Source organism: Brevibacillus laterosporus, from assembly GCA_007833815.1.
GTDB classification, from domain to species: Bacteria; Bacillota; Bacilli; order Brevibacillales; family Brevibacillaceae; genus Brevibacillus_B; species Brevibacillus_B laterosporus_D.
Window position 1 is genome coordinate 5,428,368 of the sequence record CP033464.1, and the last position, 17,546, is coordinate 5,445,913.

17 protein-coding genes are annotated in these 17,546 nt (G+C 41.5%); 2 read left to right on the forward strand and 15 right to left on the reverse strand.

Translation table 11 applies throughout. The features are described 5' to 3' along the window. Positions 1 to 101: 101 nt before the first annotated feature. Positions 102 to 914 (forward strand): lysophospholipase, encoded by an 813-nt coding sequence (locus EEL30_26600; protein QDX95520.1) that lies wholly within the window; start codon positions 102 to 104, stop codon positions 912 to 914. 107 nt (positions 915 to 1,021) lie between these two features. Here the strand turns inward: EEL30_26600 and EEL30_26605 are convergent, their stop codons facing one another. Next, positions 1,022 to 2,251, reverse strand: a complete 1,230-nt coding sequence (locus EEL30_26605; GenBank protein QDX95521.1) for an MFS transporter — start codon at positions 2,249 to 2,251, stop codon at positions 1,022 to 1,024. 143 nt (positions 2,252 to 2,394) lie between these two features. Between EEL30_26605 and EEL30_26610 the strand changes: the two genes are divergently transcribed. Continuing rightward, a complete protein-coding gene (locus tag EEL30_26610) occupies positions 2,395 to 3,381 on the forward strand; it encodes a ketoacyl-ACP synthase III (protein QDX95522.1) in 987 nt (328 codons plus the stop codon). 38 nt (positions 3,382 to 3,419) lie between these two features. Here the strand turns inward: EEL30_26610 and EEL30_26615 are convergent, their stop codons facing one another. From EEL30_26615 to murQ, 14 genes are all read right to left on the reverse strand, one after another. Beyond that, on the reverse strand, positions 3,420 to 4,115 hold the full coding sequence (locus EEL30_26615) for a hypothetical protein (protein ID QDX95523.1): 696 nt from the start codon (positions 4,113 to 4,115) through the stop codon (positions 3,420 to 3,422). 75 nt (positions 4,116 to 4,190) lie between these two features. Next, positions 4,191 to 5,030, reverse strand: coding sequence for an MBL fold metallo-hydrolase (locus EEL30_26620; GenBank protein ID QDX95524.1), 840 nt, complete (start codon positions 5,028 to 5,030; stop codon positions 4,191 to 4,193). A gap of 240 nt (positions 5,031 to 5,270) precedes the next feature. Further along, on the reverse strand, positions 5,271 to 5,567 hold the full coding sequence (locus EEL30_26625) for a hypothetical protein (GenBank protein QDX95525.1): 297 nt from the start codon (positions 5,565 to 5,567) through the stop codon (positions 5,271 to 5,273). 674 nt (positions 5,568 to 6,241) lie between these two features. Then, entirely contained in the window at positions 6,242 to 6,904 is a 663-nt protein-coding gene (locus tag EEL30_26630; GenBank protein ID QDX95526.1) for an MgtC/SapB family protein, read from the reverse strand. Between the two features lie 131 nt (positions 6,905 to 7,035). Then, complete coding sequence (locus EEL30_26635; GenBank protein ID QDX95527.1) at positions 7,036 to 8,547, reverse strand: hypothetical protein; 1,512 nt, start codon at positions 8,545 to 8,547, stop codon at positions 7,036 to 7,038. 732 nt (positions 8,548 to 9,279) lie between these two features. After that, positions 9,280 to 10,191 carry an ATPase gene (locus EEL30_26640; GenBank protein ID QDX95528.1) on the reverse strand — a complete coding sequence of 304 codons (912 nt, stop codon included), beginning with the start codon at positions 10,189 to 10,191 and terminating at the stop codon, positions 9,280 to 9,282. Positions 10,192 to 10,210: 19 nt separating this feature from the next. Beyond that, complete coding sequence (locus EEL30_26645) at positions 10,211 to 11,299, reverse strand: DUF871 domain-containing protein (GenBank protein QDX95529.1); 1,089 nt, start codon at positions 11,297 to 11,299, stop codon at positions 10,211 to 10,213. A gap of 16 nt (positions 11,300 to 11,315) precedes the next feature. Beyond that, positions 11,316 to 11,663 (reverse strand): PTS lactose/cellobiose transporter subunit IIA, encoded by a 348-nt coding sequence (locus EEL30_26650; protein ID QDX95530.1) that lies wholly within the window; start codon positions 11,661 to 11,663, stop codon positions 11,316 to 11,318. A gap of 34 nt (positions 11,664 to 11,697) precedes the next feature. Next, positions 11,698 to 12,852: an anhydro-N-acetylmuramic acid kinase gene (locus tag EEL30_26655; GenBank protein ID QDX95531.1), complete on the reverse strand. Its 1,155-nt coding sequence runs from the start codon at positions 12,850 to 12,852 to the stop codon at positions 11,698 to 11,700. Position 12,853: 1 nt separating this feature from the next. Further along, positions 12,854 to 14,185: a 6-phospho-beta-glucosidase gene (locus EEL30_26660; protein ID QDX95532.1), complete on the reverse strand. Its 1,332-nt coding sequence runs from the start codon at positions 14,183 to 14,185 to the stop codon at positions 12,854 to 12,856. 78 nt (positions 14,186 to 14,263) lie between these two features. Then, a complete protein-coding gene (locus EEL30_26665) occupies positions 14,264 to 14,551 on the reverse strand; it encodes a hypothetical protein (protein QDX95533.1) in 288 nt (95 codons plus the stop codon). Positions 14,552 to 14,710: 159 nt separating this feature from the next. Further along, on the reverse strand, positions 14,711 to 15,988 hold the full coding sequence (locus tag EEL30_26670) for a PTS sugar transporter subunit IIC (protein QDX95534.1): 1,278 nt from the start codon (positions 15,986 to 15,988) through the stop codon (positions 14,711 to 14,713). A gap of 62 nt (positions 15,989 to 16,050) precedes the next feature. Beyond that, a complete protein-coding gene (locus EEL30_26675; protein ID QDX95535.1) occupies positions 16,051 to 16,356 on the reverse strand; it encodes a PTS sugar transporter subunit IIB in 306 nt (101 codons plus the stop codon). Positions 16,357 to 16,587: 231 nt separating this feature from the next. After that, positions 16,588 to 17,487 carry an N-acetylmuramic acid 6-phosphate etherase gene (gene murQ / locus EEL30_26680; GenBank protein ID QDX95536.1) on the reverse strand — a complete coding sequence of 300 codons (900 nt, stop codon included), beginning with the start codon at positions 17,485 to 17,487 and terminating at the stop codon, positions 16,588 to 16,590. Between the last annotated feature and the right edge of the window lie 59 nt (positions 17,488 to 17,546).

Consider the following 17,546-nt stretch of genomic DNA (forward strand, 5'->3'; position numbering starts at 1 on the left):
TCCACATGAACCTCTCTGGTTTGATCTCCAACCAGAATGGTACAATAGAAGTACAATGTAACATGACAAGACATAACAGCCTTACATGAGGAGGTTCCCTGATGCTCAGATCAAAGCGACATCCGTTGACCAGATGGCTTTTGCTACTGGCTTGCTTATCTTTTTTTACCCTGTTAGTCGGCTTCTGCTTTGCTTTTACACCAGTGCGTTTAGCAGAAAAAAGTACAGCTGAGCTTCAAAACCCGAAACAAGTCCAAAAACCAGAAACTCCTCCCCCTGCTATCTTGCCCACTACAGGCACATTAAAAATGGTAGCGTTGGGCGATTCCTTAACACGCGGACTGGGAGATTCAAGTGGTTTAGGCTATATTGGGCTTTTTAAACAAAAGGTAGAAAAGGAACGTAACCAAAACATTCAGGTAAGCAATTTAGCCATCAGTGGCATTGAGTCAGGTGATTTAGTAGACCAACTGAAACAAACAAATGTCAAACGACTTGTCTCCGAAGCCAACCTCATATTGTTTACGATTGGTGGCAATGATTTGTTTCGCCAAAGCGGAGGTATATTTGAATTTAATCTAGAAAAACTATTGGACGCTTCTACTCAGCTTTCTACCAACTATGAAGCCATTGTAAAACAAATTCGCTCCATAAATCCAGAAGCACCTGTCTTTTATACCGCTCTCTATAACCCATTTGGTGATACAGAGTTTAAACAAGAATCAGATACCCATGTTCAGGATTGGAATAATGAAGCGACTACCATCTCCGCCCGCTATAATAACGTGTTGGTCATACCCTCCTACGATCTATTTTGGAACAAGGAAAAAGCCTATTTATACACTGACCATTTCCATCCTAATCATGCTGGATATGAGCGTATAGCAAACCGAATTTTGCAGGCAGTAAAGTAGTCGTTAGTGAAGGATGCGTATCTACTGTTACCTCCCTTACACAAAAACTGTCGAGGTTTTAATGACCCCGACAGTTTTTCTATCTTCTACTATGATAACCATCGTTGCTACCCTGTCCGTGTCATCATCATAGCTTGACCGGTGCGAGCGGTGTAACTGTTGCGTCCTTGAATATAAAATAAAATGCTACTAAGTGTTATACAGGAAATAATTGTAAACATAATTGTTCCACTATAACCTCCAAGTAGATATCCCCCTAGCACCGGGCCTAAAAATTGACCTAAATTATGCAAGCTTTGCGCTCCAAAATAGGTTCCACGCATACCATCTGGTGCTAAGTAGTCGATGAATACGTTAGAGGCAGGGAACGTTAAAATCTCCCCAATGGTAAAGACACACATGGAGACCATGAAAGCCCACCAATTCGATGAAAGCCCGAAACCTAGCAAACCCATAGCGTACATTACAGTTCCAGCTACAAGACTAAACAATGGGGTCTTTTTTTCAGCCCATCTGGATAACGGAATCTGACAAGCCACTACCACTATTGCATTTAAACTCATGAGATAGGAAAACAAGATAGCTCCGTCAACAAACATGCCCTGAACGAATTGAGATAAGGTCACTGTCATTTGCGAATAGCCAACCGACACTAGGATGCCACCCACAATAAAATATCTCAAGGCGACGTCTTGACGCACTACCTGCCAAGCTAAGGCAAATGTCACCTTCTCTTTCTTTTGACCTTCAATTTGTTTTATACCAAATTTATTCAATAAATATTGCAGGCTTATGACATAGAACAAATAGATAATAGCCGTGACAATAAACGGAAGGGCTCCTCCTAATAATGCCAAATAGGCTCCTAATAAAGGGCCGACAGAGACCCCGATGTTAATAGCCAGATATCTCAGGGAAAACACACGAAAGCGACGTTCAGGCTCTGTTAAATCAGCCATAAGTGCTTGCGAGACAGGTTCATAGAATGAACGACAAAGACCGGCCAAAATATTAAGTAAAATAAAAAAGAGTGCGCTTTTTCCGATCGCAAATCCTAAAAAAACTAATATCCAGGTATACAAAGCCCACAGCATAATTTTCCTTCGTCCAAACAAATCTGACAGCGTTCCTGCAATAAATCCCCCCACCGTGGATGCCAGAGGACCGGCTCCAATTGTAATCCCAATCATGATCGGGCTTAAATCGGTTGTCTTGGATAGGTGAATGGCCAAAAATGGCATGCTCATGGAACTAGCTGCTCGCACAAAAATCGTGCCGATAATCAAGGAGTGTATTATTGGGTGGAATTCTTGCCAGTATTCTCGTAGTCTGTTCATCTCTCTTACTCCCTTTATCTATATTTATCTTTCTGGATAACGAGAATTGTAAGAATATTCAAATGAAAAGTCAATGGAACTTGCCTCTTCTCCCCTATGAAAAATTTGATTGGGATTATCTAAAAATATAATGGGGATAAACTATTGACAAGTTTCTTACCGCTATAGGGTCTTACGTTCCCGATAAGCGGCTCACTAATTTTGACCTAGAAAAATTAGTAGAGACCAGCGATGAATGGATTGTTAGAAGAACTGGCATACGTGAGCGCCGCATTGCTGAACGCAACCAATTTACAAGCGATCTTTGTCTACAAGCCGTTCATCATTTGCAGCAAGCCTATGATAAAGAATTAGAAGATGTTGATTTCATAATTGTGTGTACCACCACTCCAGACTATCCTTTTCCTAGTGTAGCTAGTCAGTTACAAGCTAAGCTCTCCATTCGTTCTGCTGGAGCTCTTGACTTAAATGCAACATGCGCTGGTTTTGTCTATGGGTTACACTTGGCAAATTCACTTGTTAGTAGTGGGCTACATCAAAAAGTTCTGGTGGTAGCCGGTGAGACATTGTCTAAAGTAACCGATTATTCCGATCGTAATACCTGTGTTCTGTTCGGAGATGGTGCTGGTGCAGCTCGTATAGAACGTGATGAACAGAATCCTAGCTTCCTCCACTCCTTCATGAGTAGCAATGGTAACGGTGGAATTCACTTATATCGCACAGGCCTTTCTAAACAAATGGGAGATGTAGAACTTCTTGGAGATGGTAATATATATCAAAACGGACGAGAATTGTATAAGTGGGTGGTCTCTCAATTACCTCAGGGGATGAACCAAATAGTAACGGACAGCAATCTGTCCCTATTAGATGTGGACTGGTTCGTTCCACACAGTGCTAACTTACGCATGATCGAATCTATTTGTGAAAAAAGTGGATTTCCATTAGAACGCACACTTTACAGCCTAGAGTATTTCGGAAATACCTCCTGCGCGACTATCCCGTTAACTTTGGATATGGCCTTATCTACCCAACAAATTAAACAAGATGACACAGCGATCCTATACGGTTTTGGCGGTGGTTTCGTTCAAGCGGCATCACTGGTCCGTTTGTCTTTAGATAAGCGCAAATAATGACTTCCGATCCAAAAAACAAGCCACCCTTCAGAAGCCTAAGCTTCTAGGGATGGCTTGTTCTGTTTTCCTTTACCCCGGCGAAAATACAAGTATGAATAAATATAGGTTGATAAAATCGTTAAGCACACGGAAATGGTAATTAACAATAATCCCAACCATCCTGGCAAATACGGACATAGCAGATAGACTGTACCTGTTATCATCCAGAAAACGGACAGCTTGCAATGGGTACTAACCCAGACCTCCTGTTCCTTTTTGGTCCAAGACGTCCGCATTCCCAACGGATGCAGATACGAAATCCACGGCAACAGGTATCCATACACTAACAAGATGATACCTACTATAATCATGACGTACATTTCCACACCAATGGGAATAAGCAAATTTTGCAATATCAAAAAACAATACATCGTACTAAACAGTACTGCTTGAGCTATCCGCAACAAATCAAAACAAATGTTCATCCGTTTAGTTTGCAGCTCTCGTTGGCGAGAGATCGTGATAAATAAGCGTATTAATATTGGTGCTATGATTTGGACAAGGCTAAAAATAAGGAGAAACAGCAGTTTATCCTGGTAGTATCCGGTCTTTTCCCCAATCCTTGTTGCTACTAACAGCTTGTCAGGCATTTGGGTGTAAAAACCGATCGCCGCAATAATGGGAGACATAGTGATTAACACCAGCATAAAATCAAGCCAATGCCACACCCTTTGCTCACGACGCAATTGCATGTTGTTTCACCGCCATTCTTCCTATTCGCAAACTTGACTTTCCTACCCCCTAGAGCGGAAAAGCATTAGTGATACTTAAATTGGAATGGACTCAAGCATTTCACCTTGTTCATTCCATTTCACTGCCCGATACTTGGCATCATGGTAAAAAGTGAACCACGCTTGTTCTGCTATCATTTCCTTCATCCATTTTTCCTTAGCATAGATAGATGTCATCGGATAATCATCGTAGGCCATGACCCACAGTGGGTTCTGATGTGCATGTGTAGGCATAATATCCGCCATATGGCAAGCCTTCTCACCCTTGCTTTCAAACAAGATGATAGCGTGTCCATCACTGTGCCCACCTGTATGAACCATTGTTATACCAGGAACAATCTCTTTTTGTTCCCCATACGTACAAACCTGCTTTTCGATGGGCCGCCAATTGTCTTCCCAATACGTGTTACGCGATCGGATATTAGGAGATCTTAATTCATTCCATTCAATTTCGTTGATATAAATAATGGCATTAGGAAAAGTAGAATGCAAACTACCATCTTCTGCCACACTAACTAATCCATTTGCGTGATCATAATGCATGTGAGTCATCAGCACCACATCAATATCTTCAAAATGTAGCCCAACTGCTTGAAGAGATTCATGTAATTGTGATTCTTCAACAAGACCAAAGTTACGTTTTTGTTTATCATTTAAACGGTTTGTGCCCATACCCGATTCAATCAGCATATTTTTTCCATGAACTTGTACAAGAATAGGGTCTGAGCGAAGGGGAATTTGATTGAGCTCATTGGAAGGGTAGCGTTTGCTCCACAAGGCTTTTGGAACAACTCCAAACATCGCTCCTCCGTCTAACTGGGTCATTCCACCCCTCATCCACGTTAGCTTACAATCACCAATCTGCAATGTATTCATGCTACTCCTCCTTAAGCCAATATCACACAAGAAACTCTTATCTCCTACGTTACACCAAGACAGCTTCTTGGTAAAGAAAACTTCCTTGGTTTGGATTGTTTTGTGATAAACATAAAAAATTTGTAGGTAAGAAAAATCTGATAAAACCAAGCTTGGAGCGCCGTCAAAATCTGATTCCTATCTGTTAAAAGAAAGACACCCGATGAGGGGTGCCTATTCGAAAATTCTCCTATTTTTGAACTATTTTTCTTGAAAAATAACTGTTTTGGATAACCCAATTACTTCTACTGCATACTCACTGGATACTGCTTCCATAATAAATTGAAATTCCCCGTTTGATTTACGCAAGATCATTTGTGCTATTTTTTCCGACTTCTTAAACAAACTAATAGCATGGTCATTTCCTGGATAGCCATCGCTCGTTGCTATAAATCGACAACCTGCAGGCAGACAGAATTTCCAATCCTTTACTCGAATATTCTGCTGTTGTGCATTAAGAAAATGACGCTTCCCTAATAATATCATGTGCTCGCCCATACCCACGCCACCTTCACCCTAAAGGGCTATAAAGTTATTTTTATTGTGCAATGAAATCGTAAGAAAAGAAAGTGCTTCGACAAAAACTCCAATAAACCGACAGTAGTCGTATTTTAATGTAAAAATTTTCTTTTTATAGATATGTATGTATAATAGTTTTTCTACTCTCCCTAGTTGTTTTTTTTGTCGCTGTTATCAGCACTGGTTGAAGCCTTATCTTATCTACGTATATACTTTTTTTATATAGGATCCGTTTCGGGAGATCCTTGACTTACAATCATATATAAAAAGAAATAATATTACATTTTATTCACATTTTTACAAAATCCTATTTTATATTTCTTTGTACCAACAAACTTTTTTCTCTTTCGTTCGACATTTTCTTCTTACGTTATTCTTTTTTCTCACGATCAATTTTTTGCCATTATCTTTTTTGATCTTATATAATCAACGCTATCCGTTATAAATCGCATCATATCCCTGCCTTGTATCCCGTTTAATCTCCTCATGGTACTATCAAATACATAATTATGATAACTTTCTCAAAATAACCAATTATTACGTTTGAGAAAAGAGGAATAACCAAGTAAACTAAATCATGGATAGTCTGTTATCCGCAAATATTTGCCCGCCCAAAACATGCAGATTGGCGGGCATTTTTTTATTCCCTTGCGTTATTTATCCATTCGTATAAAGGTGACACCAATCATATCTTGGATTTCAATGAGCAAGTGATTTACTTCCGTAGAGACTTGAGCCTGAATCTGCAAATCCAGAATCGTCTTTGTATTCTCCTGTTCATTGGGCATTTCCACTTGATAGGTGGAAATCTTGACTCCATTGTTTGTTAATTTATCAATAACAGTCCGCACGAGATTCTGTTCTTGCAAATGAACTACAAGGTGCATCGTTTTTGGAAAAACCAATTGTAAGCTGCGATCCAGAATCTCTAGCCCAATCAACACAAGAATCGTTGCACAAAAACCAATGCCATACATACCTGAACCGATAGCAAGCCCAATACCTGCCGTAGCCCACAAACCAGCAGCTGTTGTTAAGCCGCGAATGGACTGTTTTTGCACCAAGATAGTACCTGCTCCGAGGAAGCCGATGCCGCTCACCACATTGGCTGCAATACGACTTGGGTCTAGTTTGACCGAGTCACCTAGAACGTCATAAAAGGCATATTTGGAAACAATCATAATCAACGAGCTACCCACCGCCACAAGAAAATGCGTGCGCAATCCCGCTGCTTTCTGTCTACTTTTCCGCTCGAATCCAATAAGTGCCCCGCATAAACCACCAACAAATAATCGTAGGAGTAATTCCCATTCCATCTTCATTCCCCCTAGCATTCTCTATACCCTTATATGTAGTTCATTGAAACCAAATGAATGTCTTCGTACAAAACAGCAAAAAATCTGACTCTCATGTAAGAGAATCAGACTTTATCTGCTTACCTTCCCATCTAATGCGGCTCTAAAACATACGAATATGGTACATGTAAAAAAGAAAGTAAACGATTTTGCCCCTCTTCCTCCTGAACTCCTTGAAGAATTTCGCTTATTTCTTTTTGAACAGACTCGTAACGAATCTGGTGTTGCTGTTCTGATTCCGCAGTCTCTTCAAGCTCTCTTATCCAATCTGCTACTTGCTTTGCGACAGGTAAAAGAGCCTGCTGAATTTTTGTATAAATAGTTGATAATTGGTGATTATTTTGCTCTAGGAGTTGATTAGAGCACTGTTCCAAATAGCCACGAATCTCCGCTAGACGTGACATTAATTCTCTCCATTTCCATAGTTGCTTATGCTGTTTACGCTGTTTTGAATCCAGTGGTGGGAACGGATCACTGGAAAATAGAGATTGCACGTCTGTCCACGGGTTTTTCTGAAGTGATTCCTCCAGCTTTTTCATGCAATATGCATGAGCAGGGAGCAACTCTACCGTTTCTCTAAAGGCAGGTAATGTATTTCGTGCATAGCTTTTAACTCCCCAAGCACTATGAGCTTGTAGAGCTTTCACAAAGGAAAAACAATGCTTATGTAATAATTCCAGTTCCCTTTCCTCTAATTCATGATTAGACAAAATCGTTTGTTTGACAGCGTTATCGGGAATGTGAAAGTTCCCCTCTCCCAATTGCATGCCTCTCTTCACATAGGTCCGTAATGTTTCTCCCGTTAAAGAAGGCTCGCCATTTCCTTGATAAAGCTCAATACGGAAGGCAGCAAATTCTTCGAACCCTTGCGTATTTCCGTATCCATCGTCAATGACATGCAAGTCCGTCTGTACTTCCATTAGCTCACTTAATACCTGTTCTTCTAATGCATAGATACATCCCTCGATATGAGTCCAATAGCTTCTACATTCAGCCTCTGATCCCAGTACCCTTTGATACACATCATGAAACAAGAGAATATGAGCAATCTCATGAAAGTAATTCTGAAATGGAAATTTAAGGTTTTCCCCACGGAGGTAGGAGCCTGCATTCTGATAAATTTTCCCGTGTTCAGGACGAAACAGAGTAGGTAATGTTGAATCTACGTCTAAAAATAGCTCAATGCCCGCGTTATAACTATTTGCCCAAACGGCTAGGTAGGTAGGACTCAGCAAGAGTGCAATAGAATGGTTGGTAATTTGTACAGGTAGATTAAAATGTAGACCATTCGTCTCTTCCTGCAAAGACAACCATGTCATGCCGACTGCTAAAGCCTGGTACAGCGCAAACTCACCTTGTGCAACCGAATGTCGTGCATACAGCTGTAGTTGTCTAAGGCAACTCGTCACATTATCTTGTTCATATGTATATTTTTGTTGAAATTGTTCAAGCCCTTCTACAAAATCTCCATGTTCGATTGTTAAAAACACATTAATTCCATCTACCCATAGATCTGAACCTATTTTAGACTCCAACCATTGATCGGTATCCTGTGCTAGCTTACGCAGTTCTTCGTAGCGTTGTATCATGTGAAAGGAATTCATCTTATCTTATCCTATCCCTTCTTCATTTTGATCATAAATAAAGAAAACTTGGCAATTGCCAAGCATAAGAGCTACTAGGGCCTTAGTAGCTTATACGATAGTAAAACAAGAGCACGCGTCATACGTGCCCTTGTCTAAAACATTAAAGTAAACAAACAGTGGTGATAATTGGATGGACAATACCTTTCATGTCTGTTACCTTTTCATTATTGACAGTAACCTTTACAACTTTTTTCATAGTAAAACCCCCTCTTTACGTTGAAAAGATGTTTTTTTCGCTGAAAAGATGTACTTCAAATTACAAACAAACGTCAACAACAACACGCCACATTAAAGCTTTCATTTCAGTTACATTTTTGTTATCTGAGAGCTCTACTTTCACTACTTTTTTCATACGGCTCCCTCCTTTTAACTAGATTTTATGATAGGAGTAAAATCTATCATTGAAACTATTATGATAGATAGTTCTGAAAATTTCAATAATATTACAAAATTTTTATATTATACTAGTTTTGGTGCTCAGATTACATAAGTAGAAAAACAAACCTCGGCTAGCTCCACACAAATTAGGAACAAGCAGAAAAAATATATCGGAATACACATGGGGGGAATAAAAATAAAAACCGGAGCGTAGAAGGACAACTGCCTTTCTACTACTCCGGCTAAACGTGTTTTTCGATTGTCTATTTTTTCCTTCCATATATCTGACACGGCTTTTTCGATCGTAATGCTCTACCTGCTTTGCTCCCTCATCTCTTGCAATGCCAAGTAATAAGCTCCTTTGGAAGAACAAACCTCTTCTAAAACAAATACTGCGTCTGGAATAAACTTTTTCAATTCTTCATAAAAAGCCTTTTGTACAATCGTAATTCGGGTCAATATACTTCCCTTTAGAGCGATGGAAACAGGTGCTTCAAACTTGGTTTTTTTGTATAAACGGATAGTCATTTGTGCCAAATATTGTCCTGCTGTCCGTAGAATTCGTTGGGCGTTCGGCTCACCAGCTTCCGCTTCCCCTACAACTAATGGGGTTAGGGCTGCGATCTTATCCTTTGAAGAAGAATAGACGAATCCTTTAATCTGTGCCGCCTTTTGTAGTCCCAGATAATCTAGTAGCACCTGACTTAAAGAGCTGTACGCAAACCCGCACTCTTCCTCTATCATCAACTGCCGCAGAGCTTCAATCCCAATCCAATATCCGCTGCCTTCATCACCGAGTAGATGCCCCCATCCCCCAGTCATGAAGCTCTGACCTCTGTGTACTCCGAGCGCTACTGCTCCTGTACCTGCTATGGTCAACATACCGTCTTGGCCTTGCAAGCAAGCCGCATGAGCAATTCGGGCATCATTTGTGATAGTGATGGGTACCGCAAAGCGCTCTTGCAAACTAGCTTCTACTACTTCCCGATGTGTACCGCTCTCAATACCTGCCAGCCCCAAAAATAAATAGACACAATCATGATCATCTATAACTGCATTCTGACATTGATCAATAGCTTGGATCATATGGGAGATGGCCGTCTCTCTATGGACCATGACGTTGCCGTATCCGCTCTCTCCCCTAGCAAGCTCTATACCTTGTAAATTATAGGCCACTGCTATTGTTTTCGTTCCGCCGCCGTCAACCCCGATGATATAGGCCACTTTTTTCACTCACCCTTATTTACGCCTTTTCCACAAACGCAAACTTACCCCATGGCTGTAATTGATCCAACAAGAAAATTTCTTCTTCAGCAATACGACCAACCACATTTGTTTTACCTGAATTGTCCATATCCTGCAAAGCTAATTGTAGTTCTCCTTTGTACTGTCCATATAGATTATTTTCCACCAGTACATCTCCACGGCGAATGTGTGGTATGTTTGATGGCGGGAAATCCTCTTGCTTGTATTTCACGCGAGACTGTGTGGAACGAATCAGGTAATCGGAAACGTCCCCACGATAGAAATGGGGCTCTTCTAATACAATCTTTTTCTCAAGAGACGTAATACTCTCATGTAGTTCGACCCTAAATGTTAATTTATTAGGATTCACTTCACTTACTTCACGCAGCTCAGACTCTGACGCATAAGCATTTGCGATAATGATATCGTCAATCAGCCCCATTGAATACAGGTGTTTAACCTGTGTACCGATAGGGAGCGTACGGTGCATTTCCAGTGAGCAAAGTCCTTCAGTCACTGGCCATGGTCCGAACGTAGCTGTCTGAGAAGTAACAAACGCCGCTGTTCGAATCCCTTTTTCTTTAAACTGGCGGCTACATGCTTCAAAATGTTTCAACGACAAACCGGCATAACGATGAGGATAAAAGTTATGTGAGCCCAAAATATTATCTACTTGTGGCTGATAGGTCATGATGTTATCAATGTATTTCGTGCCACTGCTCATATTTAGTTCGATTTTTAGTCCATATGGATTATAAGTCATCATTGCTTCTTCATGACCAGTAAATCCCATATCAAGACGAATTCCATAAGCACCTAAACGATGGAAAAAGGAGAGGTCGTCGTAGGAAATGCCCAATTTATCAAATACACGCGGTGCTATATCTACAATTACTTGCATACCTAGGCTATTAGCATAATCAATGGTTTCCTTACATTCTTGCACGATTGCCTCTGCATCCCCCTCAACGGACAATAGGCAAGTAAAAATACGTGTGAAACCATACCGATTGGCTAGCGCAATATACGCTTTGTCTTTCTCGACTGTACTGTGTTCAGGATAAATAGAGATACCTAGCTGATGCATACGAAACCCTCCCTATCTATTTTGAAGTCTCTGCTTTTAGTTTTTGTAAAATACGAATCATATGTTCAATCAGCTTTTGTTCACTCATTGATGTCATAAGATGATCTTGCGCATGAATCATTAACAATGTCTTATCCGCAGGTGTACCGTTTAACTCGGCTTGAATTAACTCGGTTTGCGTGTGATGAGCAAGTCTTAATTCTTCCTGTGCTTGCTTCATCAGCTCGGCAGCTTGGTCAAAGTTGTACTCTTCGGCTGCTGTCAATGCTTCATAGGCAAGACCACGAGCATTTCCACTGTGAACAATAATTTCAAAAATAGCCGTTTCATTGTTATTGATGTCGTTATTCATTTCGTTTTGCATGTCATCCACTCCTACTCATATTCTTCTCGTTTTTTTACACTCTTCTAGGCGGATACGTCACATTTCCCAAAATAACAGGCTCTCTGGCCCCTGTCGCAGTCGGTACGTTGCTTGGCAGTCGATGAAGGGTTTCATGGGCTAATAGCGCAAAGGCAACCGCTTCCTTAGCTTCCGATGACAGTCCCACATCTTCCTGTGTGATAACCCGGCACGTATCTCCCAACTGTTGTTGTAACATGGAGAGAAGCGTTTTATTATAACTACCACCACCGCCTATAATCACCTCATCCACCTGTAATGTAGGAAAGATAAAGTTCTTGTAATGATAAGCAATGGAGCTAGCTGTAAACATCGTCATGGTAGCCAGCAAGTCGTATGGGGAAACATGAGCATTCTCTCGCATCATCCTCTCTACAAACTGCTTACCGAATAGCTCTCTTCCTGTGGATTTAGGCGGTGCTTCCTGCATATATTCGATGCTCATACACTGTTCGAGTAAAGTCTGATTTACTACTCCTTTAGCAGCCCATGCTCCGTCCTTGTCATAAGCTGTGCCGAAAAGTATCTTACATATCTCATCAATAATCATGTTACCAGGGCCCGTGTCAAAAGCGTACACATCATCTAACTGAGCCCCTTTAGGAATGACGGTCACATTACCAATCCCACCAATGTTTTGTAGAAGCCGTGATTTCTCATGATCTCTGTACAAAATAAGCTCGGTGTAAGGTACAAGTGGAGCTCCTTGCCCCCCTGCCGCCATGTCCATGGTGCGAAAGTTAGAAATCACTGTTGTATTGGTACGATAAGCAATCACTGCCGGTTCACCAATCTGCAAAGTAGATGCTACATACTGCCCTTTTGACTGGGGCTGATGATAGATGGTTTGCCCATGAGAACCAATGGCTGTAATGCTGGTAAAGTCAAGCTGATTTTGCTCACAAATAGCATCTACGGCATCAGCGAAAAGCTCTCCCAGTTTAAAATTGAGACTACAAATTAACTGCACGTGAGAACGATCTAGGGACAAGCTATCCACAATTTCATCCCGTACATCCTGGGCAAATGGAAGTGTCATGAAATCAAGCAGCTTGACCTGTGAATCATAGCCACTCCCCTGAATATCGACCAGTGCTACATCAATGCCATCCAAAGACGTACCTGACATTAGTCCGATCACGTAAGCCATATCAAGCTTGCTCCTCTGTAAAGAATTGAGGCAAATACTCACGATGTGCCTCTAATAAATCATCAAGAACAGCCTTAGCTTTCTCATCACTTGGCACAAGCGGATTAATCGTTAAAGCCAACAAAGCTTTTTCATATGAACCAGTAACTGCCGCCTCTGCTCCTACTCTTTCGAATGATTTAATCTGTTGGACAAGCCCATTAATAGCTGTGGGCAGCTCACCTACAGTGATCGGTTTTGGTCCTTCCTTCGTAACGATACAATTCACTTCCACAGCAGAATCATTAGGAATACCCTGAATGGTCCCGTTGTTTCGAACATTTAATGTCTGAATATCATTTGTTCCATTATACAGAGAAGAAATTAGGCTACACGCAGCATCGCTGTAATACGCACCGCCACGTTTTTCCAATTGGGGAGGCTTAATCTGTAGGTGTTCATCCCGGTATAAGTCAAACAGGTCGTCCTCCAACCGTTTTACCACTTCTGCCCGTGTTGTTCCTGATTCGAATGCTTTTACTTCCTCTGTTAAAATATCTTGTGTCTTATAATAGTACCGATGATACGGGCATGGGATAACTCCTAGTGCTTGCAAGAAAGTTGGTTCCCATGGCATAGGGGCGATATTACGCATAGATAATTGTTTCTCTGGATCAGCCAGCATTTGCAAAACATGCTCAGTCACATCTTCCCCATCTACTGTAGCGCGAAGTCCATACACGAGATGGTTAAGTCCAGCAAAATCAATATGAAGTCGCCCTACATCAATATCGAGCATCTTGGCTATCGTCATCTTTGTGGTAATAGGTACGTTACAAATACCAATAACTTTTGAATGCTTCCCATAACGCAATAAGGCTTCGGTCACCATGCCAGCTGGATTGGTAAAGTTAATCAGCCATGCATTCGGGCAAAGCTCTTGCATGTCTTCGGCGATTTGTAACAATACAGGGATCGTACGTAACCCTTTAAACAATCCACCTGCTCCGTTCGTCTCCTGACCAATCATTCCATGCATGAGTGGAATGCGTTCATCTTTAATCCGTGCTTCCAGTAATCCGACCCGCATCTGTGTCGTAACATAATCGGCATCCCGTAAAGCTTCCCTGCGATCCAACGTTAGATGAATCTCCATAGGTACTCCTGCTTTTTTGACCATGCGTTTAGCCAATTCACCAACAATGTGTAGCTTCTCTTTTCCTTCCTCAATATCGACTAGCCATAATTCGCGGATTGGCATGTCAGCGAATCTCTTGATAAAACCTTCCACCAGCTCTGGGGTATAACTAGAGCCGCCTCCTATGGTTACAATCTTCATCCCTTTTTTATTCATCTCAGTTGCTCCTCTCTGTCCAATTTCTCCTATATTGTTCAGAAAAATTTCTAGTCTCTTTAGGCAAGAACGGCAAGATTAGTACAAATACACGAGATAATAACTAGCAGCCGTGCACACGACCAACGAACCTATAATAAACGTGATGGCTTGTTTTCGATTTTTATATTTTCCTTCAAAGTAGAGCATGACCATGCTCACTCCTACTCCTCCAGCCAAGCTATTTACCAGAAACAGACTTGCTCGTTGGGATAGTCCCAACCACGTCAGAAGCGGGGTGAGTAACAAATTTAAACCCACAACAAACGTAAAGAAGAAAAAGGCGCTTTTCCAACGAAATTTCATTAGCTTGTTGCTCTCTTCCATTGTCCATTCCTCCCTCTTTTATAGAACGGTACTGACAGATAACAAAGCCGTGAAGCAAGTAGAACTATGCTTACTAAACGGAGAAAGACGTGGACAAAGAATGCTGTAAGCTCTCTTTGTTCCACGCCCCCTCCTTTCTTTCTTATCATAACGAAATGCTTAGATTGTCGCTGTTTCCTCAGCTTCTCTTTCTTGTTCCACTACTTTTTTGTCGTACATTTTAAAGAATGGAATGTAGATCAAGAATGAGATTAACAAATTAATTAATACCAGAATGATTGCTCTCCAGTCCCCACCAGTTGCCAGATAAGCTCCAATTGGCGCTGGTAGTGTCCAAGGTACCATGATGTAGGTCGGATTCACCCAACCAAGTACAGTAGCATAATAGGACAAGGAAGCCGTAATCACTGGAACAATAACGAATGGAATGATCAATACCGGATTTAATACGATCGGCATCCCGAAAATAACTGGTTCATTAATATTGAAAATTCCTGGTACAAATACCGTTTTTCCCAATGTCTTGTGGTAGTTTGATTTGGCAAACAACAACATACACAGTACAAGACCAAGTGTTGCGCCGGATCCTCCAACCCAGATAAACCATTGAAAGAACGTTTCAGGAGCCACATGCGGAATCGCTTGACCAGCGGCAACTGCTTCAGCATTTTTCGCCAGATATACTTCCCATAGTGGACGGGCAATCGTACCAACAATGGAAACACCATGGATACCAAATGCCCAGAAGAAAGTAATCAAGATAACTGGAATCAAAACCCCTGGCAAACTATCTCCTGCTTTAACAAGCGGTGCAATGATTTTATCAACAAGTCCATGCAAATCAATTTTAAAGACAACGGTAATGAGTGTCATGATCAGAAGAACAACTGCTACCGGAATCAATGCTTCAAAGGATCGCAGCAAAGAAGGTGGTACCTGATCGGGCAGTTTTATCATTAAATTGCGCTGTTTACAGAAACGCAACACCTCTACGGCAAAAATAGAAGCTAGCATCGCTACGAACAAACCGTGTCCACCCAGATTGGTCATCGGAAGAACAAAACCAACACCATCCATCACTTTAGGCGCAATCGTCATAAGAAATGCCATAATTGCTAATTGAGAACCCGCCAAGGGATCAAGATTATAGCTCTTCGCTAGATTATGCCCTATCCCAAATGAGATATAGAGCGACATAATAAACATGGTCAAACGGTATGGGATGAGAATTTGACCGGCATTTTCTTTTGCCCACATGGTAATTGCCCAATCTTGCGGCAACGGTGGAAAAGCGATAATTAAGAAGAAACTCCCGACGATAATGAACGGTAAGGCAGAGATAACCCCGTCGCGGATTGCACGTAAATGTCGTTGTTCAGCGATACGAGCAATAGGACCTGACAAGTGTTTATCTAGAAATTGCACAAAAGCGTCCATGTTTTACTTCCCCCTTTACTCTTGCGTACATACTCTCTACAAAAACTGGTCTGAATGCTTGATTACTTCGCTAATTCTTGTACTTTTTTAAATAATGTTGCTCCACCCAGTGGTGTGTAGCCTTGAGGTGGAATCAGATCGCACGGTACTCCTGCTACATCAGCTTCTTGTTTCAATTGCTCAAAACGGTGACGAACTTGAGGAGCTACCATGGCTACATTCCAGCCATTTTTCACTTCCTCAGCAAATTCTTGTGTACTGACAGCCTTCACTTCCATCGCTACCCCATGCTTATCTGCCTCTTTTTTGAGAGCGTTTACCACAATAGCACTGGACATCCCTGCTGAACATACGAATAATACCTTCATTACGATTCCTCCTTTTGCATGTATGAAAGTTTTTTGTAACCCATGATGGATAAAACACTTGTTACAAGAGCAGGGGAAGCTCTTAGATACCAGCAATCACGTCTATATACAGACTTAGTAATATCGGAATGCTTAACCAATACCTGCTTAGTACCTGCCTTTAGTGTTACACCCCACTATGCATTTTGTCGAATCTATTTGTTTGTAATTGTTATATTTGTACTTGAATTACTATTCTGACGGTTGTTGTATGGCGTGCTGAACAAATCCCTCATTCTTTTCCAAGCGTTCTAGCGCTTCTTCATACTCACATGCAGATAAAATCATCACGATTGCCGCTTTCACATTCTTATTAGCCTTTTCATAGCATTCAGCAGCTTGCTCGTAACTAACATCTGTAGCTTGCATGATAATTCGCTTGGAACGTTCCACCAGCTTTAGATTGGTTGGCTGCACATCCACCATCAGATTTTTATAGACTTTTCCAACACCGATCATAGAACAAGTAGAGATCATGTTCAGCACTAGCTTTTGTGCTGTTCCCGCCTTTAATCGTGTGGAACCAGTCAATATTTCAGGGCCTGGAACTACTTCTATCGCTACTTTAGCAAAGTTGCTAATCTCCGCACCTTTATTGCAAGCGAGGCTGGCCGTACTGGCTCCAACACTGTTCGCGTACTGAAGAGCGCCGATAGCATAAGGTGTACGTCCGCTGGCAGCAATTCCGATCACGGTGTCTATGTCAGTTAATCCAATGGCTTGCAAATCGTTCTTGGCAAGCTCAGCATTATCCTCGGCACCCTCCACCGCGACGACAAAAGCTTCTTGTCCTCCAGCAATCAGTCCCTGTACAACCTCAAAATCAGTGCCAAAAGTAGGAGGACATTCTACTGCATCTAGAATTCCTAATCGCCCGCTGGTACCAGCCCCCACATAAATGAGTCTACCACCTTGCTTAAAAGAGCGAATCACTAGCTGAATGGCTCTTTCAATCTGTTCCAGTTCAGCCGCAATGGCGAGTGGTACCTTTTGATCTTCCTCATTCATTACTTGCAACACGTTTAGGATCGTCATCTGGTCCAAATTCATCGTTCTATTATTACGTGTCTCTGTTACCAACTTTTCCAGCATGCGCTCACCTTCTACTCCTATTTTGTTTCCGCTTTCATTGTACCATTTTGAAATAAAAC